Source organism: Planococcus sp. BI3 (assembly GCF_056680115.1).
This window is the reverse complement of record NZ_CM155266.1, coordinates 666,664-686,044: the sequence shown is the minus strand read 5'-3', so window position 1 is coordinate 686,044 and position 19,381 is coordinate 666,664. Positions and strand designations below refer to the sequence as shown.

Genomic DNA, 19,381 nt, shown 5'->3' with positions numbered 1-19,381 from the left:
TTTATTGCAACTGCCATTTCAGATAACTTCTGGTGCAGCCATTTGCTCTTTCTTCGACTTTCTGGCAAACAGGCCCGTATAAACGAGGAGCGTGCCGATCATCAGCAGGACGCCGATATAGACAGACATCATGGTCGGAATCAGAAAAGCTCCGATGATGATGGTCGACCGTGCCAGCATATCCGCTCCACTGAAGGAAACATTGGAGAAAGCCGAATAGGAGCCCCGCTTGTCTTCCGGTATCATATTTGCCATTTCTGCGTTGCGGACTGGTGAATACACCAGTTCGCCGATTGTGCCGATAAAGTTGAACAAGAGCAGCAAGTACCAGCTGTTCGCTGAAGTTATGGTGACATAGCCGATGCTGTAAAGCAACAATCCGGTCAATAGGACATGCTGTTTGGAAAAGCGGTCCGTGAATTTATTGACCATGAATGTCAGGCAGACGACCAGCAGCATATTTTGGATATTCAAAAGGCTCAACATGCGGACCCCTGCAACTTCAAAATCCCCGATGGTAAAGGAATCAAAGCTCTCCGCCAGCCGGACGCCGATATAGCTGTTCAAAGAAAACTCCGCCGAAAAGATGAACATGGAGCCGATCACCACTTTCACAAAAGGGCGGTCCTGAAAAGCCACTTTGTAATTTTGCAGCAAATCGATGACGACATTGCTATGCTGCTTTTTCAAACTTTGGACGCGTTCATCCTGCAACCAAATCTGATAAGCGACCGGCAGACTGGCGGCTGTTACGGTCAATAGAACAAACAACTCGATCTGATGGTTGAGATACAACAAACCACCCAGTGCTGCCCCTATTGCCATCGACAAGTTGATCATCCAGTAATCGATGGCATAAATCGCTTTGCGGTTTTCCGGAGTGGTCGAATCGATGATGATGGCGTGCATCGCCGGTCTGCCCAAACTGCTGGTAATGATAAAAATGACATAGGCCAGCGCAAACAGGCTGATCCATTTTTCACTCGGCACCAAACTGATCGCCATCAGCAGGAACATGACAGCACTGAGTGAGGAAGTCATCACCAATACTCGTTTTCGCGGGAAGCGATCAGAAATATAGCCGCCGATCATGTTGACAAAAAATCCGATGAAAACGGTGATGATCAAAAAAGTTCCGGCCCAGACCTTGCTCATCTCCTGAGCAAAAAACAGGGCCATGAATGGCATGACGGCTGAAGAGACAGCGCGGTTAAAAAAGGAAGTGATTAAACGGACTTTGATATTTTGTGGATAGTCTTTCCATTTCATCTTGTCAACCTCCCTTGTCTTATGTATATTAAACTAGACAAAAGATACTAAAAATAGACAATTTTATGAATTATGTCCACTTTTATAAGGAGGCAACATGGAAAAATCCCTTTTAGCTTTATGGCAAGCTGTTCCATCCGGCAACATCAAGCAAACGCTGCTGGCGGATTCACTTGGACTGAGCAGCAAACAGACGACGCGGCTTTTGCGCAAATGGGCGGATGAGGGCTGGTTCACTTTTACGTCTGGCCGCGGCAGGGGCAACGCTTCTCATCTTGAATGGCACAGACATGTTGAAGATGTCTATGAACAACAGCTCATCCAATTGATCGAAGAACAATCTATCGAAGCTGCCGGCAAATACCTGCTGTTTGACTGGTCACCGGAAGTCAGGCAGCGTTTATTGCACCAGTTCCGTTCTAATTTTGGGTATGTCCAAAATGCGGCAAGCCAAAACGATAAGCTGATCATACCCAGGAAATACCCGTTGCTGACGCTCCATCCGCTGGAAGCGGCAGATGTCCACAGCGCCAATATGGTCGCCAATGTATACAGCCGTTTGGTCTCAGTCAATGAACACGGACAGGTTTCTCCGGAACTGGCACACAGCTGGGATCTTACATCTACGAAGCTTCGGCTGTACTTAAGAAAAGAAGTCAGTTTTCATGACGGCTCTTTTCTAAGCTCAAAAGATGTGGCCGAGTGCCTGAACAGGCTGCGAGAAAATGCTTCTTACTCAGATTTGTGGGCGCCCATCACGGATGTACAAGCAATCTCACCTCATGTTATCGAAATTTCTTTTCCTGGTGGATGCAGCTATTGCCTTCAAATGCTGGGCATGATCAATGCCAGCATCTATAAAGAAACCGCTTTGCATCCCATCGGTTCGGGCAGCTTTTATGTCGCGGAAAATAACAAACGGAAAACCACATTGATGGCATTTGGCGGTTATTTTCAAGAACGTCCCTTGCTGGACATCGTGGAGTTTCTCCAAGTACCCGAAGACTTCGACTTTGCATATCGTTCTTCAGCGAATGAACAAACGGATGAAACATTCCAGGTGGAAAGTGATTCGGGGTTCGGCGTGGTCATATTGAATGCATTCAGGGATTCGCCCATCAACCGGAAAGAAGTCCGCGATTATGTCCACTACGCCATTGCCAAACATCGCCATAAAATCGGGCAGTTTCATCCGCGTGCTTTGCCCAACCACCACAGTTGCCTGATCGGCCAAAAACAATCTTATCTACAGCCGCAGCCTGTTTGTCCTCAGCTTGAAAAACCATTGATCATCAAAGCGGCGAACTACACCAACGGAGCTACCCACTGGCTCAAAAGAGCACTGGAAAGCGAAGGCATTTCCGTGGAAATCGAGTGGCTGTCTTTCCAAGACAAGCTGTTGGATACAAAAGAAGACCAAACAGCTGACCTTTTTGTCCACGGGGAAGTATTTGAAATGAACCAGAACTTTTCGTTTTTTTATTTTCTTTCAAACGGCTATTCTCCGCTGGCAGCCATTATGAAATCCCAGCCGCGATTCAATAATTACATGCAGCAGTATGCAGAAACGCCATTTGAACAGTGGACGGCACTAAACCTGGAAATTGAGCGTGATTTGATCGAATCAGCCATCATGCTGCCTTTGTATTATGAAAAACGGCAAATTCCCTTTTCGGTTGACTTGATGAACATTTCCATCAGCCATTTCGGCTATGTCGATTTTTCCAAGCTATGGGTCAGGCCGCTTATTCTAAAGTAAATAGAAAAAGATGGGGTCTGATGCATTTCTGCGCCAGACTCCATCTTTTATAGAAGAACTTAACCGGCTGATTGGCCGTAGCTGCAGCATGAAGCGATGAAATCTTGGTTGAGGAGGAGTTACAGGGAGTGCAGACTGGTTGAAAATATAAGGTATAAGCTTAAAGTCAGTATATTGAATAAGACAAGATTGAATTTCAGATCGCCTTTTGCTCCAAACACTGCCGCCACAATCCCTAAACTGCTCAGCACACATGGCAAATGCAGATGAAGGCTCATTAAAATCCCAAGCGGTTTATGGGACCAATGGATTGCTGCCAACATTAACGGCAGCATGGTTGAGAGAAAGAGAACTGCTGAAATGTACGATAACCATTTTCCCTTCATAAGAACACCCCCTTTTCTGATTGTCGGCATTAGAATCAGACAAGCAATCAAAAAAATTAGAATTTGATTGCTTTTAGCGCAGATGCCAGACGTTCAGCAAATTGTTCGGGACATTCGCGGGATTCCATGTAAAGGCAATAGACATTCGGTTCCATGAACAGCCGCTGCGAATAATTGTTCGGCAACGGGTGGGCATGGTTAATCAGAGCTGACAAAAACCGGGGCAGTTCTGAAGGCAGCAGAAGAATTTCAGCATGATTGATTGTAATTCCTTTTCGATGCAAATCTTGAATTGTGATGATGCAATCCACTTTGAAAGAAAAACTGGATGGTCCAGACAGGATGACTAAGTCACGAAACTTTTTTACCAAAAAAACATTGCCGGTCGCCTCTACCTCTTCTTCCAAAGCTTTGTTCAGGATTAATGTGACATCATTTATCGGATTTGCTGTAATCATTGTCATCATCCCTTCAGACTATCTTTATCAAACCAACCAAAAAATAATGAAATCCAGCTGAACAATCGGTCTCTATAAAAGAACAAGATGTCTTATAACCTATACATTTTACTTTTAACTAGAAAATTAAAGTTCCGTGTAACACTATTAGACTACAATCAATTATACATCTTGTAAACAGAAAACTATTAATTTGACATTTTTATTGCATCAGAAACTACTTTAAAGAGTGCATTTTGCTGTATTTCATCCTCGTTCTTCTATCCTTGTATATCTTTGATTCAATATATATTTATTAGCTTCGCTTACACAGTTGGTAAATCCGACCATTGGGCACTTTTCTTTTCGCTAGATAATTATTCAGGACAAACAGAAAAATTTTATTTTCTTTTGGCCTTTATTTTCTTGTCGTTATTCCTTTTTTCAAAAAAAAAAGAACCCGTTAAGAGTTCCAGAGTGACAACTTAAATTTACCAAGCAAGTCTTTCAACGCCGGCCTTTCATTGCCATCACGTCCAACAACAGCTTCTGCGGTGATCAATGAATTCAGCACCGCTTCTTCTGTAGCTTCTCCTACAGCTCTGAAAGCTTCGTCCATGTCATCTTCATGGATGGTTTCAATTAGAAGAGCTGTAGGCGGTTTGGCGTGGGGAATTAGCGTGGCGGTAGAGAAACCAAGTACGATTTCACCGCTCCCATTGGTGATGATGGAACCGGTTCGTGAAAGTCCGGTGACTGATCGTTTCAGGATCCGGTTCAATTGCCGCTCCGATAACGGAAGGTCGGTGGCCACGATGACCATGACCGAGCCTTTGTCTTCTTCTTTATGCGATTGCAGGATTTTTTTCTTCAACTCTTGACCGATCGGATTGCTGTTGACTGTCAAATCACTCAGCATTCCGAAATTTGACAGTACCAGTACGCCCACTGTATAGGTTCCGTGCGCCAGCTCCATAATGCGCGAAGCTGAACCGATTCCGCCTTTCAGCGAATAACACAGCATGCCTCTGCCCGCTCCGACTGCGCCTTCTTCAAATTCAACGCCGGTGTTGTCCAGCGCTTGACGAACGTGCACTTCTTTAACAAAACGGCCCCGCACATCATTTAAAAACATGTCGTTGCATTCGCCGATCACCGGATTTACCGTGCCAGTGGTGTTGCCGATATCCGGATTCTTCTCCAGCATATAATCGATGACGGCATTCGCTGCTGTGCCGACGTTCAATGTGTTGGTCAGGACGATCGGTGTTTCCAGCGTGCCGAGTTCCGCCAATTGGATGGTCCCCATCGTTTTTCCAAAGCCGTTGATGACATGGCTCGAAGCGATCAATTTGTCGTGGAACAGATCTCCCTGATGCGGCAGGATTGCCGTCACGCCCGTTTGCATATCGCCGTCGCTTAATGTGACATGGCCCACGGTGACCCCTGCCACGTCGGTTATGGCGTTAAGAGTTCCTGTCTTCATACTGCCGATTTCCACACCATAGTCCCGAATCCGTTTTTGGTTATGCACATGCCCACCCCTATAAATAATTGATTTAATGCGTTTCTTACTAGTGCATTCGTCACTTTCAGCTGGCAATGGCTTTGCCTGTAACTTTAAGAGCCAAGCTGCCTTACCCACTCTTTCTATTTTGGATATTTCAACTTTTCCTTCTGTCTGGATTTATTGAATAAATTATAAAGGCTATAAATTCCAATCATCCCTAGAGTAAACAGGCCAAGTCCATGGAATATCGACTTAGCCATATGGTTTATTGAATCATTGCCACTGATGGCACCCGATCCTAAGACGAAAAACAAGATAATCGCGAACAAGATTCTATCTTTCAACTAATTCCACCCTCTTTTTATATTCAATCATTCGAAGATTAGAACTTACCCGCAGACAATATAGATTCCACTCACTCTACTGGCCCACTTAATTTATGAGAGTGCCAAGAAGTATACATAAGCAAAATTTTTTTAACGCTGCTAACCCACTTCAGTTCTTATACTTATTTTACCATTCTGAATTTTTAATGATAGGAGGATGTATACGATCTTGTCCGGAATAAAAAATACCCCGGTCCCTCCAAACAGAAAGAGGCATGCCCTCCAAGGACATGCTTCTTTCGAATTTCCTTCTTTGTTATTGCAATTCTGTATCATCCGACTCGGATACTTCCTCCAATACCATGCTGGCATTGTCGTCTGTGCGGTCTCTTACGGCAATGTCGCCTAATGAGACGATGCCTAATAACTGATCATTTTCTAAAATCGGAAGCCGGCGAATTTGGTGTTTGGACATTAACTCAGCAGCGTCTTCGATAGACATATCTGTTGTTCCGGTAACCATCTCTGAAGTCAGTATCTGTGATACAGGGCTGTCCAATGAAACTTGGGAAGCAATTCCACGTATGACAATGTCACGATCAGTGACGATTCCAAGCAATCGTTTGCCGTCGCTGATGGGAATGGAGCCTACATCCAGTTCCAGCATTTTGGATGCAATTTCCTGGATCGACAATTCTGGAGCACATGTCTCAACGTCTTTCGTCATGATGTCTGTAATCTTCATGAATAGTTCCTCCTCTGGATATTTTACTGCTTATGCTCAGCCCACTGGCTCTAGGGACGACTGGTCTGATTTGTCAATTCACCCCTCGCCAAACCTCCTCCTTTCTTTTCATCTACTATTCCTTATCCATCCCACAAAAAATAAAACGTATTTTCATCAAAAAAATCATATTTTCATTTTTTTTTGATTTCAGGAACCTGATCTGCCAAAAACGCAAAATCCAGCTCGTTGGATTTTCTTCAAAGCCTTAGTATAGCTATGGTAAAATAGATTCGAAAAGGGCTCTTTTGTAACTAGCAAACTTTCAAGCCTTACAGGGATTCTTCTTAAAATCACATCATCTGAAGGAGGCTGCGCTTATCGCATCTTTACCCGTGGCATTCGAGTTTTTATTTCTTCTTTTCGTCAATTTAGCAGTTGGCGCTGTCGGCTTTATTCCAAGTGTTCTGGTGACAGTTGTCAATATACAATCTTTCGGCCTATATGCCGGTGCAGCTTTAACTTTCACAGGTGAAATACTCGGTGCCTTGCTTGGATTCTATCTGTACCGCATTGGATTTTCCAAAGCAGATCCAAAATGGCTGCAGCACCCTTTCTGGCAAAAGTTCCAAAACCAGTCAACAAACCGCGTTTTCAGTTTGGTGATTCTGCTGCGGCTGCTTCCCTTTATGCCATCCGGTTTCGTTACAGCAGGTGCAGCATTGACAAGCATCAGCGGCAAGCTGTTTTTTACCGCCAGCACCATCGGCAAGATTCCGGCTGTCCTCCTGGAACTGGCTGCTGTTTACGGATTTACACAAGTTGTCCCGGCAACCATCCAGTACATCCTATTCGGCGCAGTATTGGCTGTTTCACTAGCTATCTTTTTTAAATCTTCTAAACAGAAAAAAAGCCCTCAATCCGTTGATTGAGGGCTTTTTGTATGATTCAATAAACTTTATCGCCATTAAAGATGGAGTTTTTGACGATAACATAATCCACATTGCGGATCGCCAGCAGTTTGTCTCCGCCGGCATACGAAATGGCGGATTGAAGATCTTCTTCCATTTCGACCAAGGTGTCTTTCAACGATCCTTTGTATTCCACGAACATCTTCTTGCCTTCAACATTTTTCTTCTCACCTTTTTGGAACTCTGAGGCTGAGCCGAAATATTCTTTCAGCAGTTTGCCATCTTTGTTGATGGTTTCTCCAGGTGATTCTTCATGTCCCGCAAAAAGCGAACCAATCATGACCATGGATGCCCCGAAACGGACCGATTTGGCAATATCGCCATGTGTGCGGATGCCGCCGTCTGCGATGATCGGCTTGCTGGCTGCTTTTCCGCACCAGCGAAGTGCCGCAAGCTGCCAGCCGCCTGTGCCGAAGCCGGTCTTGATCTTGGTGATGCATACTTTTCCGGGTCCAATGCCCACTTTTGTCGCATCTGCTCCGGCATGCTCCAATTCCCGGACTGCTTCCGGCGTGCCGACGTTTCCAGCAATCAAAAAGCTTTCCGGAATCAATTTTTTGATGTGATGAATCATGTTGATGACAGCATTGGAATGGCCATGAGCCACATCGATTGTGATGTATTCCGGTGTAATCTTTTCATCTGCCAATAACTGCACAAACTCATATTCTTCCGGTTTCACACCGACACTGATGGACGCGTAAAGGCCGCGCTGCTGCATGTCTTTCGCAAACGCCAAGCGTTTTCCAGGTTCAAAGCGGTGCATAATATAAAAATAATTATTTTCAGCGAGAAATACGGCAATTTTTTCATCTACAATGGTCTGCATGTTCGCAGGCACGACCGGCAATCGGAATGTCCGTCCGCCGAATTTAATTGATGTATCACATTCTGAACGGCTGTCCACCACCGCTTTTGCAGGAACCAACTGAATATCTTCGTAATCAAATACATTTTCCATAAATTACACCCCTATACACGAATGATATATCTATATATCTTAATAATTGTTCGTCCATATGATAATGTACTTTATTTCAGAAGAGATGTCAAAGAGGACAGTTGCTTCTAGCTGGAAGAGTGGGATTCCTTAAGTCTTGTCCATCAGGTGCGTCAGCTTGGGTATATACAAAATCAAAAAAACAGATCTGCCCAGGCTGAATAGGATGAACGCCAGCCATAGCCCATGGTTCTGCAAAAGCGGAACCCCCGCCCACAGCGCCAGCAAAAATACCGCCAAAGACAAGAGCATGGAGTTTCGTATCGGTGCTGTTTCAGTGGCTCCCGTAAATACGCCATACAAGACGATGCCGAAACTCGAAACTAAAGGAAACAGCAGGAGCCAATCTCCATAGACCCCGCCCAGTCTAATGACTTCCGGAATCGTCGTGAAAAACGAAAAGATGGCCGTGCTGAATAGCCAATAAAGCGCAGTCAGCGCCAGAGATGAATAACAAGCCCATTGAAAAGACAGATTCAAATTTCTTTTGAAAAGCCCGGAATCTTTCGAGCCGATCGCTTTTCCGGATAGGATGCTGGATGCGTTGGAAAGGCCGTCATAAAAATAGGCCATGAGATAATGGATCTGCAGCAGTATGGCATTGGCTGCCAGGTTTTCCGTACCAAACGCGGCACTTTTATAAGCGAATACGTTAAAGACCACAAGCAGGCAGAGGGTCCGAATAAACAAGTCCTGATTGACCGCCATCATCTTTCTGACAGACGAACCATCAGCCACCAGTTTAAAAGAAGGCGTCTGGAACCGGTAAGCTGTGCCGCGCCAGACAACCAATAAGCCAAGCAGGCAGGCTGTCACTTCCGCTATTACTGTAGCAAACGCAACTCCAGAAACTCCCCACTCGAACCCAAAAACAAAAAGCATATCCAGTCCAATATTCATTAGATTCATGAAAACCTGAATCAGTACGGAAATTTTAATCCGGGACATGCCGATCAGCCAACCCATGATGACATAGTTGACCAAAGTGAAAGGCACGCCCCATATACGGATGCCGAAATAATCGGAAGCCAGTGCTGACACATCATCAGCTGGATTGAGCAAATTTAATGCCAGGTATTCAATCGGTTTCTGAAACAAGAAAAAGCCGATTCCCACAGCGACTGCAATAATTAGCGGCCTGATGAGGGCAAGCGTCCCGAGCAGCCGATCATCGGCACCATGAGCCTGCGCGGCAAAACCTGACGTTCCAATACGCAGGAATCCAAACAGCCAGTAGAGCGTGTTAAAGATGACCGTGCCGATTGCAACGCCGCCAATAAAAGCAGGATTCGGCAATTGCCCCAAAACTGCGGTATCAACGGCTCCCAGCAAAGGGGTCGTAATCGTTGAGATGGTGAGGGGAACCGCCAGTGCAAGGTATGTACGATGATTCATCTTGAAACTCCTAACCACTCGAAATAGTTTTGATCCAAACCGACTTCATAACTTAGAAGTTCCATCTATCCGAACATCGACACCAATTCTTTCGTATACGGATGGCGGCTTTCCAAAAATAGTTCGTCGCTGCCAAAGCCATCCACCATACGCCCTCCTTTCATAACCAGCAGATTTTGGCTTAAGGATGCAACTGCCGCTAAATCGTGGGAGATGAACACATAGGAAAGTGAAAATTGCCGCCGAAGATCCTCCAGCAATCTCAGCAATGATGCCTGGGACAGTACATCGAGGCTGGAAGTCGGTTCGTCCAGTATGATGACTTCCGGCTCAATGCTGATGGCCCGGCTGATGGTCACGCGCTGCTGTTGCCCGCCGCTCAGTTCATGCGGATAACGGTCAGCCAGCTGGCTTGGAAGTTCAACAGCCTCCAGCAGCTGTCCAATATAGTTTTCCCTGCTCGTGTAACTGAAATGCTGCAGCTTTTTTTGGCTGCCAAACTGCAAATATGGATCCATCAAGGAATCCCGTATTTGCAGTTTGGGATTCAGGGAAGCAGATGGATTCTGGAATACGGCCTGTACCTGTTTTCTGAAAGGTTTGAGTTTTTTTGTCGTCAGATTGTGGACTGTTTCGCCATTCAGTGAAATTTCTCCTTCATCTATTTTTTCCAGCCCAAGCAGACAGCGGGACAATGTGCTTTTGCCGCAGCCGCTTTCTCCGATGATGCCCAGACATTCCCCTTTTACAAGAGAAAAGGAAACATCGTTAAGCACCTGCAAGCCATTTGAATAGGTTTTATTGACATGGCTGATTTTCATGATCTCCATCGTTTGCCTCCTCTTACTTTAATTTTTCGTCTGCTTGAAAACCGGAATGGCGTCGATCAGCGCCCGGGTATAAGCATGTTCAGGGCATGCAAGAATCCGTGCTTGTCCTCCCTGCTCAACGATTTCCCCTTCTTTCATCACCAGAATTCGGTCCGCGTACTTTGAGGCATGCCGAAGATCGTGGGTGATATAAAAAATGGCGCAGCCTGTCTCCTGCTGCAGCTTGGCCAGCAATTGCAGGATCCTGAAAGAAGAAATGCTATCTAAGGCAGTTGTCGGTTCATCCGCAATCACCAAATCAGGTTTCAGCAGCAAAGCCAGCGCAATAGCAGCGCGCTGCAATTGTCCTCCGCTCAACTGGAAAGGGTAACGGCTCGACAACTCTGTTGACAGACCTACGGAAAGGAGGGCCTGTTGCGTGTTCTCCATTCGCTCTGATTTCCCTAAACTCAGATGGGTCCGCTGGTATTCGTCGAAATGCTTGCCGATCGTCAAAAATGGTGTAAACGAACTTTGATAATCCTGAAAAATATAGGCAATCTCTTTGCCTCGTATCCTTCTCATATTTTTTTGGGGGACCCCCAATATATCGTTGCCGTTGAACCGGATTGTGCCGGCCGCTGTCAAATTCGGTTTCAGCAGCCCGCCGATTGCGGAAGCTGTCATGCTTTTTCCGCTGCCGCTTTGGCCGACAACCGCGATCCATTCTCCCTTTTGAATATCAAATGAAACCTCTTTGACGCAGAGCTGGCTTTTTGTGCCGACGGTCAACCCTTTGACTTCCAATAAACTCATGACTGCACTTCCTTTTTGACATCGAACTTGTCCCGCAATAAATCGCCCAGCACATTGGAAATGAGCACCACGATGACTATGGCAAGACCCGGATAAATCATCAGCGAGGGCATGGATTGAAAATAAGGGCGGGCATCATTGAGCATGGCACCCCATTCAGGCGCGGGCGGCTGTGCGCCAAGGCCGATATAGGACAGAGAGGAAATCAGCAGGATGATTTTCCCGAGATCGAGGCTGGCGAGCACCAAAACGTGTCCGATGATATGTGGGAAAAGATGCTTGCGGATAATCTGGCCATCTCCCAAACCGTTAATCTTCGCCATGGCGATATAGTCTTTTTGGCGTTCGCTGACTACTGTGCTTCTGACGAGGCGGGCATAATTGACCCATTTCACAAAGACTATTGCCAACAGCAGGTTTTCAATTCCCGGACCCAACAGGCCGCTCAAGACGATTGCCACAATGGTATCCGGAAAAGCCATAAAAGTGTCGGCAATGCGCATCAAGATCCGTTCCACGAAGCCGCCTTTATAGCCTGCCGCCAAGCCGATCGGCAAACCGATGGCCACCGCTGCCAGAAGAGCCATCAAAGCGGAACCGACTGTCAGCTGAGTCCCCAGAAAAATACGTGTCAGGACGTCCCGCCCAAGATGATCTGTTCCAAAAGGATGTTCAAGGCTCATGGGCATCAGCTGAGAAGTTAAATCGACAGCATCCGCATCATGCTTCAGAAACAGGAACGTGTAAGCCACAAGCAGCGCGAGCAAGCTTAGCAGCAGGACGAGCATAGCCGCTTTCCAATTCCATTTACGTGGCTTTATTGTCAAAATAGGCATCAGCTCTCGTTCCTTTCCTTTAGTCTGATTTCCGGATTCAAGTACCGGTAGGAGATGTCCACCAAGCTGTTCACGGCAAAAACAATGATGGCCATAATGAACAGGTATCCTTGGATAACTGGATAATCCCGTGATCTGATCGCCTCGACCACCATCTTGCCGATGCCTGGATAAGCAAAAATCACCTCTATCACGACCACGCCGCCGATCAGGCTTCCCAGACTGACGCCAAAGACCGTAATGACCGGCGGCAATGCGGCGCGCAGCGCATGGGTGAAAAAGATGCGGATTTCAGAAATTCCTCTCGAACGGGCTGCTTTTACATAGTCATTGCTTAACGAATCAATCAGGCTGGAGCGCAGCAGGCGGACATAGACACTGGTGATGGCGAGACCCAATGTGACGGATGGCAGCACCATCGAAACAACCCCATCCCGACCCATCGTCGGCAGCCATTTCAGCCGAACGCCAAACAAATCGATCAATAATAACCCGAGCCAAAAGCTTGGCACCGCCGCTCCGACCAGAGCGAACCAGCGGCTGAGCTGATCGATCCAGCTGCCCCGGTACAGTGCGGCGAGTGATCCCAGAGGCAGCGCGATGAAAGTCATGACGAGCAGCGCTCCCATAGTCAATTCCAGGGTTGCCGGAAGCCCGCTCAATAACATTTCCAGAACGGGTTGGCCGGTCAGATAAGAAGTTCCGAAGTCCAACCTCACGAAATCCAGGAACCATTCCCCGTATTGCACGAGCAGCGGTTCATTAAAACCCATATCTTCCCGCAGCGCTTCCACTTGTGCCGCCGTCACCGATACATCGTCAACCCGGAGGATGGACAGCACCGGATCTCCCGGTGCCAGCCGCGCAAAAAGAAAGCTGACAAACGTCACCAACAAGAGGAAAACAGCTGCTTCGATCGATCTTTTCACTAAAATCCGCAGCATTTATTTCACATCCAAGGTATTGGTCAACATATAATACTCACTCCGGGACGTCACCCAATTTTCCACTTTATCGGCATTATAGGCGACCAATGTATTGGGATGGAGGATAAAGGAATTGTAAACCTGCTCGTCCACATAGAATGCAATCTTTTCGGCAATCACCGAACGCGCTGTTTCGCCGACAGTCACATTCAGTTCATCAATCAGCGCGGTCAATGCGTCATCGTCCGCTCCACTAAAGTTCAAGGCACCGTTCGGATGATACGTAGCATTTAAATAATAGCCGGCATCTCCACGAGGCGCGGTCAGGTTGCTGTAGGTGGTCAAATCCCAATCACGGTTGGCTGCCATGTATTCTTCCGGCCCTTCAATTTGCTGGATGTCCACCGCAATCCCCAATTGCTTGGCGTCCGACTGGAATACCTGCGCGATCAACGGCAAATCTGCACGCGCACTATAGGTCAATAAAGTAAGCTCCAATGGCTTGCCTTCTTTTTCCATCACCCCATCTTTTTCTTCATACCCCGCTTCAGCTAAAAGCTTTCGGGCTTCTTCTACCCCAGTTTTCTTTTTAGGGTAATCCGGTGCAAAAGTGAATGTCGAAGGAAATGGACCAACCGCCACTTCCGCATGGCCTTTCAAGACGGTTTCAGTGATCGACTCGCGGTTGATCAGCACATCTACCGCTTTACGGACATGGATATCTTTCATCGTTTCCCGCTCAAGGTTCATGGTCATTTGATGGACCCGGAAAGTGGACGTGGACTCCACTTCCATCCCATCAATCGCTTCCAGGTTTTCTAAGCCTTGCACTTCCGGACGGAACACGATGTCCGCATCTCCCGATTCCAGTGCCAGCGACCTGGCGTTGGCGTCTTCATTGAATGAAAATCGTGCCGCTTCCAATTTGGCTGCCCCGTCCCAGTAGCCGTCGTAACGGATCAGGTCCACTGCCGTTCCTGGAGTAAATGATTCGACGGCAAAAGGACCAGTGCCGATTGGCCGGTTGATCCAGTCTTCTTCCGCCACATCGATAATGGATGTATTGGGGTGCACCAACTCAGATGGGAATTCCGGAAATGGCATGATTGTTTTTATGGATAGCTGCTGTCCATCCGCTTCGATCGATTCAATTCGAAGCGCATTGCTGATTGCGATATTGTCGGCCATCGCACGTTCCAACGAAGCTTTCACCGCATCCGCATCCATTGGATTACCATTTTGGAACGTGACACCTTCCCTCAGTTGAATGGTCCACTCCTGACCGTCTTCACTGTCCCAGCTTTCTGCCAGCCATGGTTCCAGCGTCAGCGTGTCATCGTTCAAATGCACCAAAGTCTCGGTAACCCCTGCCCGCAATGGGACATAGCTGCTGTCCACGTTGGGATCAAGCGATCTTGTGGCGAAATTGAACAGCAGGTTGAGTTCTTTGCGGTCCTCTTCCTGGTCTGCTGCACCTGATGTACAGGCGGCTAAAAATAACATTACTGCTATCAGCAGAAATCCAAATGCTTTTTTCATCAATAAACACGCTCCTTTTTAAAATGTAATTATTACGATTTGTAAATAAAAAATATTCCCTGTTTTCTCCTTGTCCAGCTAGGAGAAAAAGGGAATTTTCTTCTTCAGCTTTTCTCTACTCAATTCTATGTATTCCGCAAAACGTAACAGTTACGTTTTAAATCTTATCCTTTTGACGTTTTCATTGCAATCTTTTTTTGAAAAATTTTTATCCCTCCCAATGAATCCTGCAAAATTACACCTGTACGGATGGCTCCACTTTTTACGGATAATTAACAAAAAGACTGCCCCGAAGCCTGTTTTTGGCTTCTGGGCAGTTCTTTTCATTTTTCACCTGGGTTGTAACTATTTTTATTATTGTTTGCGGAAACGCAAAGCAAGAGTTGTCGTCAATCCTGCAAGCATCAGGCCAGCTAAGATCCAAAGGTATGGAATCGTACCTGAATCCGCTGTGCCGCCCATGCCGGTAGCCGGCATTTCTGAAGGCATTTCAGTTGCGCCGAACTCTTCCGGGAACTGGTCAACGATGGCCGCTGATAATCCAGCTGCCGGCATTGTCATATGCGCATACGCTTCACGGATCGAGCTGTAAGCCGTCTCGTAGTCGCCTGCTGCATACGAATCAAAAGCCATCAGCAATTGATCGACATGAGCCGTCAATCCTTCTTCCAACGCTTCAGCCGGAACACGGCCTTCTGTCGCTGCATCAAGCAAGGCGGCCTGTTCAACGATGTAGCCGTCAAGATCAGCTTTCGCCTGGTCCTGTGCTGCTGTATCGCCTTCACCTGTCGCTACGACATAATCCACGAAATAGCCGATATGGGATTTCCAGATTTCAGAGAATTGCGCTCCCGCTTCTTCTCCGTAGACAGATCCCACTGCCGCAGACAAATCATCTGCGTTGGCGATCAATGCAGCAGAAGCTTGTTCAAAGCTTTCAGCTCCATCAGCACCGTCCTGCATCGCCATAGCGGCAAGTCCGGCATGCTCAGTGAATGTCGTATTCAATTGAGCGCGAAGATCCACAGCTGGCGTGTCCGGATTCGATTCTTCAAATACATCCGGGAACTGGTCTGCAATGGCAATCGACAAGCTTTCAGCAAACATGCTCATGTGGTGAATTGATTCGCGTTCTCCAGTGTAGGCTGCTTCAAAGTCGCCAGCAACGTATGCATCAAATGCTGTAAGCAATTGGTCAACGTGCATATTCAAGCCATCCAATACAGCGTCGGCTGGCAATCTGCCTTCTGTTGCGGTATCAAAGAATGCTGCTTGCTCCTGCTTGTACTCTTCAAGTGAAGCAAGTGCTTGGTCTTTCGCTTCCTGGTCATCTTCACCTGTCGCTACTACGTAATCCACGAAATAGCCGATATGCGAATTCCAGATTTCAAGGAATGCCGCTCCGCCTTCTTCTCCGTAAACAGAAGTTACTGCTGCCGCAATGTCATCGGAATTGGCCAAAAGCGCCGCTGACGCCTGATCGAAATCTGCTGCGCCATCCGCTCCTTTGCGCATGGTTTCAACTGCTAAAAATGCGTGCTCCGTCAAAGCCGTATCGAGGGTGATGCGCAATTCCGCTGCTGGAGTGGCTGTGCTCGACTCCATCGCCGATTCACTTGAGGTTGAATGGCTTCCGTGGCTGTCCGCCAGTGCCGCCGTCGGTACCAATAATGCGAGTGATAGTGGAAGTGCTAATAGACATTTGTTTAATTTCAATTTAATCTCTCCTCTTTTTTTTATAGTTTCATAGACATAACGGAGAGCGTTTTCATTTAGATCACCTTTTTTTAAAAAAGATTCAAATAAAAAAACTGACCGCAAAAGCGGCCAGTTAAATTCCTGCACTCATGACAACTTCACCTTCGGGCAATTCGTTTCCAGCCTGAGGTTCGAGCGTGATGGCGATCGTATCCCATTCGGTTGAATTTTCATCCAGCTCATAATAGCTTGCCCCTTCACCGTTTGGATTGGGTGAAAAAGCGCCTGCTGGTATCGGCTTGTCATCCTTGATCAACCACACCTGATACACCTGGCTGGCTTCCAGCTCTGCCAATTGATCGGCTTTTACAACTAAATTGAGCGAACCTTTTTCTTCAATCATTGCTGCAGTCGCGGATCCTCCAAATGCTTCATTCGGCTCCAGCTCGATGGACTCGATCGCCGTTTCCGGTGCATCGTCCTGATCTGACAGTTGGAAGAACGCATAGGCGTTGCCCACTAAGGAAGCAAGAAAGACTGCCGCGAGAAGCGGTCTCCATATGCGGACCTCTCTTTTCGGCTTGTGAATCGGTATAGCGGCCATTTCCGGTTTCAAGGCCACAGGCGGTTCATCCTGTTCCGGTTCTTCTTCAAATACATTGGACAGGATCCGTGCTTTCATGCCTGCCGGCGGTTCCACTGCGTCTGCAAGATAAGGGAGCTCGCCTGTCGCTTCTGCTATTTCCTGGCATTCCGTACATGTTTTCATATGCTGTTCAAATTGCTGGATTTCGTCTGCTGATAGCGTGCCGTTCAAATAATCCACTAAACGGCCACAATCCATGTTAGTCATCATAAGCCCCCCTTTCCTGCAACCCGTGCAGAGATGTTTTTAATTTTTTTAACGCCAGCCGGATTCGGCTCTTCACAGTTCCCAGTGGAATATCGCACATATCTGCAATCGTTTCATGTGTATGTCCCTTAAAATAAAACAAATCGATCATTTTTTGCTGCTCTGTGGACAAATGCTGAACAGCCGTTTCAATCTGCCCTTTCTTTTCCTGCCACTCCACCTGCTCTTCAACGGGTGCATCGTGGCTGGCCATTTGGGCGGCGGCTTCGATCGGCATGTTCGGCTTTTTACGTTTCCGTATCAAGTCGATGGCTGTATTCTGCGCCATTCTGAAAAGCCAGGAAGTGAACTTCCCTTTGCTTTCATCGTACACCCCTTTGCCGCGCCAGATTTTGATGAATACTTCCTGCAACGCCTCTTCAGCCAGATCCCGATCTTCCAGCATCTTATATAGAAAAGAGAAAAGGATTTTTTCATAGCGGTCGTATAATTGTTCAAGCGCGGCTTTGTCTTGGTCATTGATCCGCGTATATAACTGTGTATCGGTAGTTTTTTCCATCCCCTGTCTCCTTTTTACATATTTCGTATATCTACCTTACTATACTTCCCGCTACAGGAAAATCTTTTCTTTCAATACAAGGTTCAATATAAAACCGATATCGTTTAATTTATGCAGATACAGACAAAACGCATGAAACAAGCAATTAGTTCACTTTTTCGCTAAATCGGGAATATACTTGTAGAAAGAAAACAGAATGACTGGAGGAATCCCCATGATCTACAACATCACCGCTGCCACCGGAAATCTTGGTGTTAAAATCGTAGAGGAAGCATTAGAATACATTAATCCAGAACACCTGGTGCTGACCGTTCGGAATCCTGAAAAAGCTGAAGCTTTCCGTCAGCAGGGCATTCGTATAAAACAGGCAAATTACCGCTCTGAGCAGGCATTGGCTGAAGCTTTCAAGGGCACAGATGTACTCATCTATATTCCAAGCCTGACTTTTCCAAGTGTGGCGCGAATCATGGAATTTGAGAATGCGATCATTGCAGCCGAAAAAACGGGCGTCAAACAGCTGATTTTTATCGGCTTTATGGCTGACCACGGCAATAACCCTTTTAAAATGAGTCCTTTTTTCGGCTATGTCCAGCGCCGCCTGGCATCTGGAACCGTTCCGTACACCTATATCCGAAACGGCATGTATTCCGACCCATTGCCGCCTTACCTTCCGGAACTTGTCAGACGGGGAAAATTACTTTATCCGGTAGCGGATGAGCAAATTTCCTTTATTTCACGAAAAGATCTGGCAAAAGCCATTGTGCAAATTGCGCTAAAAGAGGAGTTGCATGGCTGCGAATACACCTTGACCGGACCGAGAGCCTGGTCCATGAATGAGCTTGCCGAATTGCTTAGCCAAGTCAGCGGTTCACCGATCGTCTATGATCCGCTCAGCCACCAAGAGTTTGCAAACCTTTATGATGAACCGAAAGGGTTTGGGCCTGTCCTTGTTTCGTTGTATGAAGCTGCAGCCAGAGGATTGATGGCAGAGGTTACAGAAGATTTTGAGCGTATCACCGGAGAAGCAGCGGAAGATTTATCAACTTATGTCGCGCGGGAATACCGGAATCTTCCATGATTCCGAAAAAAGACCGAAGGGTCCCACCAGATGGAGCAGCTAGTGGAAATATCCTCAAGCAATCTTATCAAAGAAGAAAACGGAATCATTGGCGCATAACTTGCTGGATTTCTATTCCCTCAAACCACTTGCATCTTTGGGGGTGTCGGATTCATTCATGAAAGGTATATTTAGTCCTCCCTGCCCGAATTAGCGCATTGGTTCTCCCTCAATCGCTTCGAAGCTGTTAGCGTGCATGAAGATGTCCCGTCAAGGCAGTTTTAAAGACCGCCACTCCGACATTCTGGAAGCATTTTAGCTTGCAGACAGTATTTCATTCGTTTGGACCGTATTTTTCGTATTTGGACTGTATCTGCCCAACTTGGACAGTAAGCTTTATTACTGGAATAAAACAAATCTTATTTTCCAACAAATTCCAATAAGGCTTCCCATAATCTCCTAACAACCGCATAAAAAGCAAAAACCGCTGGAGAAAAATCATTGATTTTTC

The 19,381-nt window shown here is 46.7% G+C and carries 18 protein-coding genes; 3 read left to right on the top strand and 15 right to left on the bottom strand.

Going from position 1 to position 19,381, the window contains the following annotated elements; translation table 11 throughout:
• Positions 1-18 precede the first annotated feature (18 nt).
• Complete coding sequence (locus AC1MEO_RS03440) at positions 19-1,269, bottom strand: MDR family MFS transporter (protein ID WP_480334345.1); 1,251 nt, start codon at positions 1,267-1,269, stop codon at positions 19-21.
• Positions 1,270-1,366: 97 nt separating this feature from the next.
• Here AC1MEO_RS03440 and AC1MEO_RS03435 point away from each other — a divergent pair, with 97 nt between their 5' ends.
• Complete coding sequence (locus tag AC1MEO_RS03435; RefSeq protein WP_480334344.1) at positions 1,367-3,028, top strand: ABC transporter substrate-binding protein; 1,662 nt, start codon at positions 1,367-1,369, stop codon at positions 3,026-3,028.
• Between the two features lie 119 nt (positions 3,029-3,147).
• Here AC1MEO_RS03435 and AC1MEO_RS03430 read toward each other — a convergent pair whose 3' ends face one another.
• From AC1MEO_RS03430 to AC1MEO_RS03415, 4 genes are all read right to left on the bottom strand, one after another.
• Positions 3,148-3,414, bottom strand: coding sequence for a hypothetical protein (locus AC1MEO_RS03430; protein ID WP_480334343.1), 267 nt, complete (start codon positions 3,412-3,414; stop codon positions 3,148-3,150).
• A gap of 56 nt (positions 3,415-3,470) precedes the next feature.
• The gene (locus AC1MEO_RS03425) at positions 3,471-3,872 is read right to left on the bottom strand and encodes a DUF1259 domain-containing protein (RefSeq protein ID WP_480334342.1); all 402 of its coding nucleotides are present in this window, start codon (positions 3,870-3,872) and stop codon (positions 3,471-3,473) included.
• 442 nt (positions 3,873-4,314) lie between these two features.
• Positions 4,315-5,385 carry a DmpA family aminopeptidase gene (locus AC1MEO_RS03420; protein WP_480334341.1) on the bottom strand — a complete coding sequence of 357 codons (1,071 nt, stop codon included), beginning with the start codon at positions 5,383-5,385 and terminating at the stop codon, positions 4,315-4,317.
• Positions 5,386-6,003: 618 nt separating this feature from the next.
• Positions 6,004-6,432, bottom strand: a complete 429-nt coding sequence (locus AC1MEO_RS03415) for a CBS domain-containing protein (RefSeq protein ID WP_480334339.1) — start codon at positions 6,430-6,432, stop codon at positions 6,004-6,006.
• A gap of 374 nt (positions 6,433-6,806) precedes the next feature.
• Between AC1MEO_RS03415 and AC1MEO_RS03410 the strand changes: the two genes are divergently transcribed.
• Positions 6,807-7,343: a TVP38/TMEM64 family protein gene (locus AC1MEO_RS03410; protein ID WP_480334338.1), complete on the top strand. Its 537-nt coding sequence runs from the start codon at positions 6,807-6,809 to the stop codon at positions 7,341-7,343.
• 16 nt (positions 7,344-7,359) lie between these two features.
• On the opposite strand, the gene guaC is transcribed toward AC1MEO_RS03410, so the two are convergent.
• From guaC to AC1MEO_RS03360, 10 genes are all read right to left on the bottom strand, one after another.
• Complete coding sequence (guaC, locus tag AC1MEO_RS03405; protein ID WP_480334336.1) at positions 7,360-8,343, bottom strand: GMP reductase; 984 nt, start codon at positions 8,341-8,343, stop codon at positions 7,360-7,362.
• 129 nt (positions 8,344-8,472) lie between these two features.
• Positions 8,473-9,777 carry an MATE family efflux transporter gene (locus AC1MEO_RS03400; protein ID WP_480334335.1) on the bottom strand — a complete coding sequence of 435 codons (1,305 nt, stop codon included), beginning with the start codon at positions 9,775-9,777 and terminating at the stop codon, positions 8,473-8,475.
• A gap of 65 nt (positions 9,778-9,842) precedes the next feature.
• Positions 9,843-10,607 carry an ABC transporter ATP-binding protein gene (locus tag AC1MEO_RS03395; protein WP_480334334.1) on the bottom strand — a complete coding sequence of 255 codons (765 nt, stop codon included), beginning with the start codon at positions 10,605-10,607 and terminating at the stop codon, positions 9,843-9,845.
• A gap of 18 nt (positions 10,608-10,625) precedes the next feature.
• Positions 10,626-11,402 carry an ABC transporter ATP-binding protein gene (locus AC1MEO_RS03390; RefSeq protein WP_480334332.1) on the bottom strand — a complete coding sequence of 259 codons (777 nt, stop codon included), beginning with the start codon at positions 11,400-11,402 and terminating at the stop codon, positions 10,626-10,628.
• On the bottom strand, positions 11,399-12,238 hold the full coding sequence (gene nikC, locus AC1MEO_RS03385) for a nickel transporter permease (RefSeq protein WP_480334330.1): 840 nt from the start codon (positions 12,236-12,238) through the stop codon (positions 11,399-11,401). The genes AC1MEO_RS03390 and nikC overlap by 4 nt, the downstream gene beginning before the upstream one ends.
• Positions 12,238-13,182: a nickel ABC transporter permease gene (nikB, locus tag AC1MEO_RS03380; RefSeq protein WP_480334329.1), complete on the bottom strand. Its 945-nt coding sequence runs from the start codon at positions 13,180-13,182 to the stop codon at positions 12,238-12,240. Before nikB ends, nikC begins: the two co-directional genes overlap by 1 nt.
• Positions 13,183-14,703 carry a nickel ABC transporter substrate-binding protein gene (gene nikA / locus AC1MEO_RS03375; RefSeq protein WP_480334328.1) on the bottom strand — a complete coding sequence of 507 codons (1,521 nt, stop codon included), beginning with the start codon at positions 14,701-14,703 and terminating at the stop codon, positions 13,183-13,185.
• Between the two features lie 354 nt (positions 14,704-15,057).
• Positions 15,058-16,419 carry a copper amine oxidase gene (locus AC1MEO_RS03370; RefSeq protein WP_480334326.1) on the bottom strand — a complete coding sequence of 454 codons (1,362 nt, stop codon included), beginning with the start codon at positions 16,417-16,419 and terminating at the stop codon, positions 15,058-15,060.
• A 115-nt stretch (positions 16,420-16,534) separates the two neighbouring features.
• A complete protein-coding gene (locus tag AC1MEO_RS03365; RefSeq protein ID WP_480334325.1) occupies positions 16,535-17,254 on the bottom strand; it encodes an anti-sigma factor in 720 nt (239 codons plus the stop codon).
• Entirely contained in the window at positions 17,247-17,813 is a 567-nt protein-coding gene (locus AC1MEO_RS03360) for an RNA polymerase sigma factor (protein ID WP_480334324.1), read from the bottom strand. The genes AC1MEO_RS03365 and AC1MEO_RS03360 overlap by 8 nt, the downstream gene beginning before the upstream one ends.
• A gap of 214 nt (positions 17,814-18,027) precedes the next feature.
• Here AC1MEO_RS03360 and AC1MEO_RS03355 point away from each other — a divergent pair, with 214 nt between their 5' ends.
• Positions 18,028-18,891 (top strand): SDR family oxidoreductase, encoded by an 864-nt coding sequence (locus AC1MEO_RS03355; protein ID WP_480334323.1) that lies wholly within the window; start codon positions 18,028-18,030, stop codon positions 18,889-18,891.
• The last annotated feature ends 490 nt before the right edge of the window (positions 18,892-19,381 follow it).